General features: G+C 67.3%; 12 protein-coding genes. 7 read left to right on the top strand and 5 right to left on the bottom strand.

Annotated features, from left to right (window positions below; translation table 11 throughout):
- Positions 1-46 precede the first annotated feature (46 nt).
- The gene (locus BST47_RS21720) at positions 47-2098 is read right to left on the bottom strand and encodes a heavy metal translocating P-type ATPase (protein WP_083127720.1); all 2052 of its coding nucleotides are present in this window, start codon (positions 2096-2098) and stop codon (positions 47-49) included.
- Positions 2099-2161: 63 nt separating this feature from the next.
- On the opposite strand from BST47_RS21720, the gene BST47_RS21715 reads away from it, so the two are divergent.
- The 5 genes from BST47_RS21715 to BST47_RS21695 all read left to right on the top strand — a co-directional run bounded on the left by BST47_RS21715 (position 2162) and on the right by BST47_RS21695 (position 6702).
- A complete protein-coding gene (locus BST47_RS21715; protein WP_083127719.1) occupies positions 2162-2977 on the top strand; it encodes a PaaI family thioesterase in 816 nt (271 codons plus the stop codon).
- A gap of 75 nt (positions 2978-3052) precedes the next feature.
- Entirely contained in the window at positions 3053-4102 is a 1050-nt protein-coding gene (locus BST47_RS21710; protein WP_083127718.1) for a cupin domain-containing protein, read from the top strand.
- A 129-nt stretch (positions 4103-4231) separates the two neighbouring features.
- Complete coding sequence (aqpZ, locus tag BST47_RS21705; RefSeq protein WP_083127717.1) at positions 4232-5008, top strand: aquaporin Z; 777 nt, start codon at positions 4232-4234, stop codon at positions 5006-5008.
- 186 nt (positions 5009-5194) lie between these two features.
- Entirely contained in the window at positions 5195-6085 is an 891-nt protein-coding gene (locus BST47_RS21700) for a lysophospholipid acyltransferase family protein (RefSeq protein ID WP_234809810.1), read from the top strand.
- Between the two features lie 2 nt (positions 6086-6087).
- Positions 6088-6702 carry a CDP-alcohol phosphatidyltransferase family protein gene (locus BST47_RS21695; RefSeq protein WP_083127716.1) on the top strand — a complete coding sequence of 205 codons (615 nt, stop codon included), beginning with the start codon at positions 6088-6090 and terminating at the stop codon, positions 6700-6702.
- A gap of 73 nt (positions 6703-6775) precedes the next feature.
- Here the strand turns inward: BST47_RS21695 and BST47_RS21690 are convergent, their stop codons facing one another.
- From BST47_RS21690 to BST47_RS21680, 3 genes are all read right to left on the bottom strand, one after another.
- On the bottom strand, positions 6776-7333 hold the full coding sequence (locus tag BST47_RS21690; RefSeq protein WP_083127715.1) for a Dps family protein: 558 nt from the start codon (positions 7331-7333) through the stop codon (positions 6776-6778).
- 79 nt (positions 7334-7412) lie between these two features.
- Positions 7413-8327 (bottom strand): DNA-3-methyladenine glycosylase family protein, encoded by a 915-nt coding sequence (locus BST47_RS21685; RefSeq protein WP_083127714.1) that lies wholly within the window; start codon positions 8325-8327, stop codon positions 7413-7415.
- Positions 8328-8336: 9 nt separating this feature from the next.
- Positions 8337-8711 (bottom strand): DUF427 domain-containing protein, encoded by a 375-nt coding sequence (locus BST47_RS21680; RefSeq protein WP_083127713.1) that lies wholly within the window; start codon positions 8709-8711, stop codon positions 8337-8339.
- 59 nt (positions 8712-8770) lie between these two features.
- Between BST47_RS21680 and BST47_RS21675 the strand changes: the two genes are divergently transcribed.
- Positions 8771-9238: an SRPBCC family protein gene (locus BST47_RS21675; protein ID WP_083127712.1), complete on the top strand. Its 468-nt coding sequence runs from the start codon at positions 8771-8773 to the stop codon at positions 9236-9238.
- On the opposite strand, the gene BST47_RS21670 is transcribed toward BST47_RS21675, so the two are convergent.
- Positions 9235-10611 (bottom strand): NAD(P)/FAD-dependent oxidoreductase, encoded by a 1377-nt coding sequence (locus BST47_RS21670; RefSeq protein ID WP_083127793.1) that lies wholly within the window; start codon positions 10609-10611, stop codon positions 9235-9237. The two genes, BST47_RS21675 and BST47_RS21670, sit on opposite strands and share 4 nt — an antisense overlap.
- 122 nt (positions 10612-10733) lie before the next feature.
- Between BST47_RS21670 and BST47_RS21665 the strand changes: the two genes are divergently transcribed.
- The gene (locus BST47_RS21665) at positions 10734-11516 is read left to right on the top strand and encodes a sensor domain-containing protein (RefSeq protein WP_083127792.1); all 783 of its coding nucleotides are present in this window, start codon (positions 10734-10736) and stop codon (positions 11514-11516) included.
- Positions 11517-11523: the final 7 nt, after the last annotated feature.

Below are 11523 nucleotides of genomic sequence, written 5' to 3'. Positions count from 1 at the left end.
TGCGCCTATTCTACTGAATTGATTTGCGCAAAGCCTAGCCAGATTCTTAGAGAACGGCCCGCACGCTCGACTCAGGCCGGAGGTCCAGTCGACGTAGCAGTTGGGCGTTGGCGGCCACCACCACAGTGGACGCCGACATCAAGATCGCGCCCACCGACATCGGCAGCACAATCCCGACAGGCGCGAGAATGCCCGCCGCGAGCGGCACCGAGAGCACGTTGTATCCCGCTGCCCACCAAAGGTTTTGCTTCATCTTGCGATAGGTCGCCTTGGACAGCGCGATCACCGAGACCACCGACCTCGGGTCAGAGCTCGCGAGGATGACACCAGCCGACGCAATCGCCACGTCGGTGCCTGCGCCGATCGCGATGCCCACATCGGCTTGTGCCAGCGCGGGCGCGTCGTTGACCCCGTCGCCGACGAACGCCACCTTCAGCCCCTCCTGCTGCAGCTCGGCCACCTTCGCGGCCTTATCCCCAGGTCGGACGCCTGCGAACACCCGGTCGATGCCGAGGTCGTCGGCCACCGAACGCGCGACCGACTCGGCGTCGCCTGTGATCATCACCACCTCGATGCCCAGCTTGTGCAAGGCGTCGACGGCCTCGCGCGACTCCTGGCGCACTTCGTCGGCGAGCTTGAGCGCCCCGACGACGTCGCCGTCGACGAGCACGTGCAGCACGATTGCACCTTCGTCGCGCCACGGCACCACTGCGGACAACTCGTCGGAACCCGCCTCCGCCAGCAGCCGCGGCCCGCCGACGCGGACCCGGTGGCCTTCCACCGCCGCCTCCACGCCGACCGCGGGCGACGAGCTGAAGTCCGACGATCGCGGCACCGACAACTCCCGCCTGCGGGCGGCCTCGACTATCGCGCGCGCCAGCGGGTGCTCGGAGTCGGCCTCTGCCGCCGCGGCCCATGCCAGCACCTCGTTTTCGGACCGTCCAGTCGTCGCAATAGCGGTGACGGTCGGCTCCCCCTTGGTCAGCGTCCCGGTCTTGTCGAACAGCACCGCGCCGACGGTGCGCATGCTTTCCAGTGCCAGCCGGTCCTTGATCAGGACACCGCCGCGGGCCGCGCGCTCGGTCGCGATCGACACCACCAGCGGGATCGCCAGACCCAGCGCGTGCGGGCAGGCGATCACCAGCACCGTGATGGTGCGCACCACCGCCTCGTCGGGCAGGCCGAGCAGGCTCCAGACGACCGCGGTGATGATGGCCGAGACCAGCGCGAACCAGAACAGCCAGCCCGCCGCCTTGTCCGCCAGCCGCTGCGCGCGCGACGACGAGTTCTGCGCCTCGGTGACCAGGCGCTGGATTCCGGCCAGTGCCGTGTCGTCGCCGACCGCACTCACCGCGACGCGCAGTCCGGAATCGGTGGCGACCGTCCCCGCGATCACGTGGTCGCCGACGCCACGCCGCACCGGACGCGATTCGCCGGTCACCATCGACTCGTCGACGTCCGCGGATCCGTCGACGATCTCGCCGTCGGCCGGAACGCTGCCGCCGGGCCGCACCAGCACGACATCACCCACGCGTAGCTCGGACGGCGCGACCGTCTCTGTTGTCCCACCCACCACACGTTCTGCCTCGTCCGGCAGCAACGCCGCCAGTGAGTCCAGCGCGGAGGTGGTCTGCGCCAGCGACCGCATCTCGATCCAATGCCCCAGCAGCATGATCACGATCAGCAGCGCCAACTCCCACCAGAAGTCGAGCTGGTGATGCAACACACCGAGGCTGGCACCCCATGACGACACGAACGCCACCGTGATGGCCAGGCCGATCAGCAGCATCATTCCCGGTGCGCGCGAACGGATCTCGCTGACCGCGCCCGTCAGAAACGGCTTACCGCCCCACGCGTACATCACCGTGCCCAGCACCGGGGACACCCACTGCGCGCCGGGGAACGCCGGCACGGTGTAGCCCAGGATCATCGCGAACATCGGTGACAGCGCGACCGTCGGGACGGCCATCACGAGCATCACCCAGAACAGCCGCCGGAACGCCGCGGCGTGGTCACCGTGCCCGCCGTGCCCGCCGTGCGCGTCGTGGCCTTCGTGACCCGCGTGCGCCTGATGTTGGGTGTGGTCTACCTCCGTCATGACGGTGAGTATATACCCCCATGGGGTATATGGCCAGCGGCGGTGTCGTCACGCTGGATCGCGATGGCTCACCCGTTGAACACCCCATTGGGCCGTTTCGGCATCGTCACGTCCGAAGACGGTCCCGACGGCTGCGTGGCGTCGATACCCGCAGGCGCGATGGTCAACCCGCTTACCGGCACGCTCACGATCGCGCCGCTGGCAATGCTGGTCGACCACGTCGGCGGTCTGGTCAACCACCGCCGCCGAGGCCCCGGCGAGTGGACGGTGTCCAGTGAGCTGTCATTCGAAGTCCGCCCCGACGCGGTCGACGTCATCGCCGAAGACCCCGGCGAGCCGGTCACCGCGATGTCGAAGCCGTTCGCCGCCAAGAGCGACGTCGGGCTGGGCCTGTGCGAGTTGTCCCATCGCGGCATCACGCTGGCCACCGCCACGGTGCGGTCCTTCTTCATCAGCGCGCCGGAGCACATCGGCGAGTTCCCCGACGGACCAACGGGTCCCCTGCCGCCCGGTTCGCTGGCCGACCGGATGGCGGTTCGAGTCGCCGAGAGTGGTGGTTCGGCCAAAGCCCTCCAGCAGTTGCCTGATCCGGTGCTGAACAACAGCCTCGGCATCGTGCACGGCGGGGTGTCGGCGATGGCACTCGAACTTGTGGCGTCGGCGGCAGTCAACGCAGGCCGCGACGATCGGCCGCTGCGTACCGCATCGCTACGAGTGAATTTCATCCGACAGTTCTTCAGCACTCGGGAAGGCGGCCCCGAATCACGTTACGTCGGAACGGCTTTACGAGTAGGCCGCCGTAGCGGCATCGGCGAGGCGACAGCCATCGGCCCCGACGGCAAGGTGGCGATCGTCGCACGCCTCACCGCCTACGCCTAGCCACGAAATCCTGGTTTTGTAGCGAAAGTTCGAGAACCTCTACAAAACTCCGATTTCGGCGCGAGCATGTGGGATATGCCTTCCACACCCCAGACCCCAAGCCTTCACGCCACCTCGTTGACCCACGGCGAAGTCGTCGAGCACAACGACCTCGGGTCCATCACGCGAGTCACCGCCGACACGTTCCCGATCCTGTCCGGTATGTCGATCAAACGGATCGTGGTCAACCCCGGCGCAATGCGCACACCACACTGGCATGCCAACTGCAACGAGCTCACCTACTGCATATCCGGCACCTCGCTGGTGTCGGTGCTCGACAGCTACAGCAAGTTCTCCAGCTTCACCGTCGGGCCGGGCGAGATGTTTCACATCGACTCCGGGTCACTACATCACATCGAGAACATCGGAGAAGACCCCGCCGAGTTCATTCTCGCGTTCCGCAGCGAGCGGCCCGAAGACTTCGGTCTGGCAGCATCTTTCGGTGCAATGACAGACGCCGTGCTCGGCAACACCTATGACCTGCCCGCCGCTGACTTCGCCACGATGCGCCGTGACACCACGGACCGAAAGTTCGCCGCTCGCGCCGGAAGTCCGGACGTTCCGTCAACCGCCCGGTTCGACGATCCACACAAGTTCGCCGTCGAGGCGCAGAGTCCGGCCATCGGTGTCGCAGTCGGTTCGGCGCGGCTGGCGCGGTCCCAGTACTGGCCTGCGCTGAAGGATTTGTCGATGTACTCCCTGCGAATCCGCGAGGACGGTATGCGGGAACCTCACTGGCATCCCATCACCGCCGAAATGGGCTACGTCCACAAGGGAAACGGTCGGATGACGGTGATGGACCCCGACGGCTCGGTCGACACCTACTACCTCAAGGAGGGCGACGTCTACTTCATCCCTCGCGCCTACCCACACCACATCGAGGTCGTCGACGCCCCCGACATTCACTTCGCGATCTTCTTCGACCAGCCCATGCCCGGCGACATCGGGTATCGCGCATCGGCGAGCGCGTACTCGCGGGAAGTGCTGGCCGCGACGTTCAACATGCACATCGACGATCTCCCGGCATTCCCGTTCACCAAGACCGACCCTCTGATCGTCAACCGCTGCAATCCCGTCGACGCGTAACCGGCGAAGCTCAGATCACGGCGCGGTCCCGTTGATTTCCATCACGGCACGATTTGGCCACGTCCACTTCGAGGTTCGTGAATTCATGTCACTCTCAGCACACGGCGTCACACCAACGAAGGAGGACGCATGCGCGAGCCCACCATGCTGCACAGACTGGCAGCGGAGTTCATCGGGACGTTCTGGCTCGTTCTCGGTGGCTGCGGCAGCGCGGTGTTCGCCGCCAAATTCGCCTCCGCAGACGGGGTGTCCCTGGGTATCGGCTTTCTCGGTGTCGCGCTCGCCTTCGGTTTGACCGTGCTCACCGGCGTGTACGCCTTCGGCACGATCTCCGGTGGTCACTTCAACCCCGCGGTGACGCTCGGTGCTGCGCTGGCGCGCCGCGTGGAGTGGAAGGTGTTGCCCGCCTACTGGGTCACCCAGGTCGTCGGCGGACTGGTCGCAGGCGTCGTCATCTACGTCGTCGCCAAGGGGCAGGACGGCTGGACGGCGACCGGCAACATGGCCGCCAACGGTTTCGGCGAACACTCGCCGGGTGGCTACTCCCTGGCGGCCGTCCTGATCACCGAGGTGGTGCTGACCGGCATCTTCCTGTTGGTCATTCTCGGGTCCACCGACGACCGGGCACCGAAAGGGTTCGCGGGCTTGTCGATCGGCCTCACGCTGACACTGATCCACTTGATCTCGATCCCCATCTCGAACACCTCGGTCAACCCGGCGCGGTCTACGGCCGTCGCATTCTTCAACGGTGACGGCGCACCGATGCAGCTGTGGGCGTTCTGGTTGGCGCCGCTGGTCGGTGCCGCGATCGCAGGCATCGCCTACCCGTTCCTGTTCGGCAGGAACGAGGAACTGGCCGACCGTCCGGTGCGCGACGACGCCCTCGACGAGTCACCCACCACGTAGCCGCAGGTCACCCGCAGCCCCCCTCAAGCCCCGGTGCGACGTCGTCGCACCGGGGTTTCGGCCTTCAGGGCTGCTCAGGGGCTTTTGGAAGCCTTTAGAAATCTCCAAGTGCGTATTCGTTAACTCTCTTCATCAACGGACAGGCAGATCGCCCGGCCAACCGACGAGAAGGAGAGGAGATACCCGATGAACGCGCTTCGCGCACTCAACCCGTGGTACATGCCCGGCCTGGGCGATTACCTGCACCGTTCGGCAATGCACGGCCACACCCCCGAGCTGTTCAACAACCTCGCCATCTTGTTGAACGCCGCGCCGGCCACCGTTCCCTGGATCGAGGCCGCGTGCGTCGTCGGACTACTCCTCGTCGCCGTCCATCGGTGGATGCGCGCGGGCCGATTCGCCGCCGCGTTCCGGCACTACCTGTGGCGGACCGTGGTCGGCTGCTCCGGCGGACTGACGATGATCGGCCGCTGGCGTCACGAAGGTGGCTGCATCCTCGTCGCCAACCACAGCTCTCACGCCGACACGGCTGTTCTCCTCGCCGCGTTGCCGCCCAAGGCGAAGCCGGTGTTCGTTGCGGCTGCCGACTACTGGTTCGACGTGCCGGTGCGCCGGTTCGTGCTGACCAGCCTCGCAGGTGGCCTTCCGGTGCGGCGTTCAGGCGGCTCGTCGTATGCCGCGCTGGTTGCAGCGGTCAAACCGGCGCTCGCGGCGGGTCGAACTGTCGTGATCTATCCGGAGGGCACCCGGGGCACCGACGGCAACATCGGCGAGTTCCGTTCCGGCGCGATCCATTTGGCAAAGGAATGCGGTGTGCCGGTCATCCCGGTTGCGCTGTTGGGCACGGCCGACGTGCTGCCCAAGGGTGGGCGCCTGACCCCCAACCCGATGGAGGTTCGGATCGGGGAGCCGATGGACCCGGCCGCAATCGCCGCGCAGGATCTGCGACGCGAGGTCATGGCATTGCGCAACGGGCGTCGCACGCGGACCAATACAGGCACGCTCCGACTGGTACCGGACAGCCGCGCGGTCGCTCAGCGGGAACCGCAGCGGGTATCCATGGCGGGAGCGGCGTAGCGATGGACGGACTCTACGCACTGAAACCCTGGTACACCCAACGGCTCCGGATCTTCCTGCAGCGCGCCGAGATTCAGGGCACCTCACCGGATTTCTTCACCGCGGTCGGCATTTTCGGCGCATCAGCGGCGGCAGTCAGCATCGCGGCCGGCTGGTGGCCACTGGCGGTGTTGTGGCTCGGCGTCCGGCTCGCCGGGGCGAATCTCGACGGCGCGGTCGCGCGGGCCAGGAAGGTCTGCCGGCCCTGGGGGTTCGCACTGAACGAAATCGGAGACCGTGCCTCGGATCTGCTGATGTTCGCCGGACTCGCGGTCTGGGCGGCATCTCAGGGCGGCCCCGCCATGAACTGGCTGTCCTGGCCGGTGATCTGGGTCCTTGCCGCCGCGCTGGCGGCGACGCTGCCGACATTCGCCTCACTGGCCGCCGCAGGGGCGGGCGCAACCCGGCGCAACGGCGGGCCCTTCGGCAAGACCGAACGCTGCCTCGCCGCCGTCGTGGCCGCCGCGGCACCGGCCGCCATCCCGGTGGTCGGCGCGACGATCGTCGTCGGGTCGGTGCTCACCGCCGCCCTACGGTTGGCCGCAGCACACCGCGAACTCACAACAGCCGCAGCGTAGACCCGACTACACCCCCGTAAACGCGAACTCGCCGCCGCACAGCACTGTGCGGCGGCGAGTTTGGATCAGGCCGCTACTTGGTCGCGGTCTTCTTCTTCGCGCGGCTGGCGGCCGCCTTCTCGGTCTTGGCGCCCGCGTTGGACAGCTGGCCGCCGGAGTTCTCCAGATGCGCCCGCACGAACCACTGGAACTTCTCCAGCTCGCCCGCCTGGCTGATGAACAGGTCCTGGGACACCAGGTCGAGGTCGTCGAGGCGGTCGATGCCCTTACGCAAATCCTCGATCACACCGGTGTAAACGAGGTCCAAGGCGGCCAGGTGCGCCTGCACCGTGTCGCGGCCCACGGAGTAGTCATCCCACGTGCGGTCGTTGATGATCGCGCCCGGCGTACCTTGGGGCGACTTGCCGAGGGCGGCAATGCGCTCGGCGACGTCGTCGGCGTATCCGCGAACGAGTTCGACCTGAGGGTCGATCATCTCGTGCACGCCGATGAAGTTCGGGCCGACGACGTTCCAGTGAATGTGCTTCAAGGTCAGATGCAGATCGTTGTACGCGCTCAGCGACTTCTGCAGAATTTCGGCCACCTCGGCGCCCTGCTTGTCCGAGAGGCCGGGAATGGTGAACGTAGTCATCAGTAGCTCCTTCGCATGATTGACCGTCTCGCGACGTGTACCCGCGGGCTACCGGACAAAACCGGGCGTGGAAGACACGTCACATATCGGCAAGGTTTGGAATCGGCATCCTCGGACCGAACCGCGGATTGGCCGCCAGACCGCTGACTTCCAGCAGGCGAACCGCACGGTGGCGGTGCGGGCGCAGCGGTTCGAGCATCGCGACCATCGCGGGGTCGTCGATGGGATGGCCGAGCAGACTCCAGCCGACCATCTTGGCCAGGTGGTAGTCGCCGACCGACAACGCGTCGGCGTCGCCGAAGGCGCGCTGCGCCGTCTCGGCCGCCGTCCATTCGCCGACGCCGGGTAGCGACATGAGCGCGCTGCGGGCCTGCTCCGTCGGGCCGGCGGCCAGGCGTTCCAGCGAGTCGGCCCGCTGCGCGCAGCCGACGATCGTGCGGGCGCGGCCGGGGTCGACGTTGGCGAGGTGAAACTCCCAGGAGGGGATGCGCCGCCACACCTCACCCGGTGGTGACACCCGCATGTGCGCGGGGGCCGGCCCGGGAGCGGGTGCCCCGTATTTCGTGACGAGTTTTCGCCACGCCGCGCGGGCGTCCTTGCCGTAGACCCGTTGTTCGAGCACGGCCGGGATGAGCGCTTCCAGTACGCGGTCGGTGCGTCCCAGCCGCAGATGCGGAACCCGCCGATGCGCGGCGGCGATGGTCGGCTCGACCGGTTGGAAGCCCGACGAGTCGTCGTCGCGTCCGAGTTGGGCAGGTAGCGATTCGGCGAATTCCCGTGCGCCGCTGCCCCATGCCTCGCAGTCAACGGTGTCGCGAGCCGATTTGGTCAGGCGCGCGGTGACCGGTCCGCTGGGCATGAGGCTGGTGCGCCAGATCGCACCGTCCCGGGCGTCGTGATAGCACGGATCGGCGCGGCCGCGGCGCAGCGGTGACAGCGTCAATCCCGGGCCGGCCGGACCCGCGAAAACGACACTGCACTCGACGCTCCGCACCGCCTCAGACTAGGTGACGGTGACGACAGCCTTGTCCGGGTAGAACGCCACGTGACCGGCGATCGCGGCCACCGCGGGGTGCGGCTCGAGGTACGTCCAGATCGCGTCCTCGACGGTGTCGCCGGATCCCGTGACGACGTGGTGATAGCTCGCCACGCCCTTGAACGGGCAGTACGTCTCGGTATCGCTGTCGCGCAGCGCGGACTGCACGACGTCGGCCTTCGGGATGTACTGCACGGCGGGATACGTCGACTCCTGCAGGGTCAGCGCATTGTCGGTGTCGGCGACGACCTCGCCGTCGATACGAACGGTGACGTGCTTGCCCGTCGGCTCGACGGTGATCGGATGGGCAGCTGTGGGCTGGAGTACGGGGCGATCGCTCATGACTCGTTCAACGTGGCAGTACCGCTCAGGATTCCGGTACCGCTGGCTACGATCGCGAGATGAGTGCACACGGTCCCGCCTCCGCCGAGGCCTCGACAGACATCGCGGCCGAGCCGGCGACGGTATACGCGCTGATCACCGACCTTCCCACGCTGTCGACGCTGGCTGAGGAGGCCACCGAGATGGTTTGGCACAGGGGCGACCGCGTCGCACCGGGGGCCGTTTTCAAGGGCCGCAACCAGCAGGGCAGTAAGAAGTGGACGACGACCTGCACCGTCACCGACGCCGAGCCGGGGCGCGCGTTCGCGTTCGACGTGAAGAGTCTTGTCATCCCCGTCGCGCACTGGCGCTATGACATCACCGCGACCGACGGCGGCTGCACCGTCACCGAGCGAACCTGGGACAAGCGGCCCGGTTGGTTTCGCACACCGGCGGGCATCGCTACGGGCGTACGTGACCGCGACACGGCCAATGCCAAGCACATCAAGTTGACCCTGCAGCGGCTGAAGGAGCGCGCCGAACGCTAGTGGGGCCTGCCGGCGATCTTGTCGGCCACGACGGCGATCGGTGACGTCGTCCTTCGCCCGCGCGACTCGTGCCAGTCGGCGGCCTTGTACGCCGTGTACATCCCGCGCACGCCCAGCCATCGCAACGGCTCGGGTTCCCAGTCACGCGATCGGTGCCCGACCCACGGCAGGTCGGTGAGCGGGGTCTGCCGTCCGAGCACCAGGTCGGCCAGGGTGCGTCCGGCCAGGTTGGTGGCGGTGACGCCGTGGCCGACGTAGCCGCCCGCCGCGCCCAATCCCGTTGCCTTGTCGAACGTTACGGATGCCTCCCAGTCCCGCGGGACGGCGAGCACACCGCACCAGGCATGTGCGACGGGGACACCGCGGGTCTGCGGTAGCGCCGAGTGCAGTACCGCGGTGAGATGGTCGATGGTGCGCTCGGGCACCCTACCGTCGATGTCGATGCGCGAACCGAAGCGATACGGCACGCTGCGGCCGCCGATGGCGATGCGGTCGTCCACGGTGCGCTGTGCGTAGAAGAAGCCGTGCGCGGTGTCGCCGAGCGTCTCGCGGCCCTCCCAGCCGATGGTCTCCCAAATATCCTGCGCGAGCGGCTCGGTCGCGATCATCGAACTGTTCATCGGCAACCAGCGTCGCTTCAGCCCCGGCAGCGACGCGGTGAAGCCCTCGGTCGCTCGCAGCACGACGGGTGCGCTCACCTTACCCAGCACGGTCCCCACCCGTCCCGCACGCAGCTCGTTGACCGGCGACCGCTCGTAGAGATCGACCCCAAGCCGCTCGACGGTGTCGGCAAGCCCTCGCACCAGCTGGGCCGGCTGCACCCGCGCGCAGTGCGGGTTGTGGTACGCCGACACGACGCCGTCGATCTGAATACGCTGTGCCGATTCATCTTTCGTCAACGCAGTGATGCCGTCGATCTTCCAGCTGAGTTCCTCGGAGACTTCGGCCGCCAACCTCGACGCCTGCGCGCGGTTGCGCGCGACGTGCAGCGTTCCGCCCTTGACGATGCCAGCTTCGATACCCTCGCGGCCCGCCACGTCGATGACTTCGTCGACCGACTCGTTGAGGGCCTGCTGCCAGGCCAGCACACGATCGCGTCCGTAGAGCTTCGCCATCCGGTTTCGGTCACCGGGCACCAGGCCGGACAGCCAACCGCCGTTGCGGCCCGAGGCACCGAACCCGGCGAACCGCGCCTCGAGCACCACGATGCGCAGCGACGGATCGGCCCGCTTCAGGTAGTACGCCGTCCACAGCCCGGTATAGCCGGCACCGACGATGGACACATCGGCGTCGCGATCTCCCGGCAGCGCGGCACGCACGGCCGGAAGTTGCGGGTACCAATTGGAGATCCGGCCGTTGATCGTTTGGGTCACCTCCTGATTCTGGCAGGACGCGCCAGCGGGGTTCTGTGTCGCGGCTGTGAAATTGGTGTCCGGACCACGTCCTTCGCCATGCGATGCTGGAAGACCGGTCATGGAACAGAAAGGGCGACTTGATGCGTCAGCACCAGCGGTGGGCGAATTCGGGGAGTTTGCGCGGACGGACGCGAGTCGCGCTCGCGTTGTCGTCGGCAGCTGTCCTCGTAGTCGGGACGGCCTGCGGCGGTGAGTCAGCGACCCCCACCGAGGAGTCCACTGCCGAGGCGTCGGCCACGTCGACGTCGAGCACCCCGCCGCCACCGCCGACGCCGGCGCCCGTCGCCGCCGCCAAGCTCCCGGAGTTGCTGCCGAGCCTGGAGGAGCTCAAGACCATCATGGACAACCCGCAGTTGATCGAGGGGCCGAACTCCACGGGTGTGGCTGTACCGGATCCCAGCCAGCAGGTGTACGAGCCGGAGAACTGCGCCAGCTCCTTCAGCGGCGGCGCGCCGCCCGCCTACGAAGGCACCGGCTATCGGAAGTTCCACGGCGCCAGCCAAGTCCAGTCGCCGACCCCTTCGCTCATGCTCGGCGAGTCGGTGGTCACCTTCGACAGCGCGGCGGCCGCGCAGCGCGCCCTGGCCAACTACGTCGAGCAGTGGCGCCGCTGCGCGAACAAGCAGTTCGTGTGGAAGATGATTACGCAGGGCCAGCAGGCGGCGTTCACGCTGGGCGAGCCGGTCGACGCCGGCGGCGGCGTCACGTCGTTGCGCAACGTCAATGACAATTCGCCGGTCACCGTCACCCGTGCCATCGCGGCGAAGAACAACGTGCTGGTCGATGTGCAGATCATGGGCAGCAACCTGGCCGAGCAGAACGTGACGATCGCCAACCGGATCCTGGAGAAGATCCCGAACTGAGCGCTGG

It is taken from the genome of Mycolicibacterium tusciae (assembly GCF_002086795.1).
GTDB lineage: Bacteria > Actinomycetota > Actinomycetes > Mycobacteriales > Mycobacteriaceae > Mycobacterium > Mycobacterium tusciae.
Note: the sequence above shows the minus strand (reverse complement) of the source record. Positions and strands in the feature narration are given on the sequence as shown.

What these genes read in the sequence shown, in the direction of transcription:
- BST47_RS21720 (WP_083127720.1), bottom strand. Translation starts at nt 2,098, where the DNA reads ATGACGGAGGTAGACCACACCCAACATCAGGCGCACGCGGGTCACGAA.
- BST47_RS21715 (WP_083127719.1), top strand. Translation starts at nt 2,162, where the DNA reads ATGGCTCACCCGTTGAACACCCCATTGGGCCGTTTCGGCATCGTCACG.
- BST47_RS21710 (WP_083127718.1), top strand. Translation starts at nt 3,053, where the DNA reads ATGCCTTCCACACCCCAGACCCCAAGCCTTCACGCCACCTCGTTGACC.
- aqpZ (WP_083127717.1), top strand. Translation starts at nt 4,232, where the DNA reads ATGCGCGAGCCCACCATGCTGCACAGACTGGCAGCGGAGTTCATCGGG.
- BST47_RS21700 (WP_234809810.1), top strand. Translation starts at nt 5,195, where the DNA reads ATGAACGCGCTTCGCGCACTCAACCCGTGGTACATGCCCGGCCTGGGC.
- BST47_RS21695 (WP_083127716.1), top strand. Translation starts at nt 6,088, where the DNA reads ATGGACGGACTCTACGCACTGAAACCCTGGTACACCCAACGGCTCCGG.
- BST47_RS21690 (WP_083127715.1), bottom strand. Translation starts at nt 7,333, where the DNA reads ATGACTACGTTCACCATTCCCGGCCTCTCGGACAAGCAGGGCGCCGAG.
- BST47_RS21680 (WP_083127713.1), bottom strand. Translation starts at nt 8,711, where the DNA reads ATGAGCGATCGCCCCGTACTCCAGCCCACAGCTGCCCATCCGATCACC.
- BST47_RS21675 (WP_083127712.1), top strand. Translation starts at nt 8,771, where the DNA reads ATGAGTGCACACGGTCCCGCCTCCGCCGAGGCCTCGACAGACATCGCG.
- BST47_RS21665 (WP_083127792.1), top strand. Translation starts at nt 10,734, where the DNA reads ATGCGTCAGCACCAGCGGTGGGCGAATTCGGGGAGTTTGCGCGGACGG.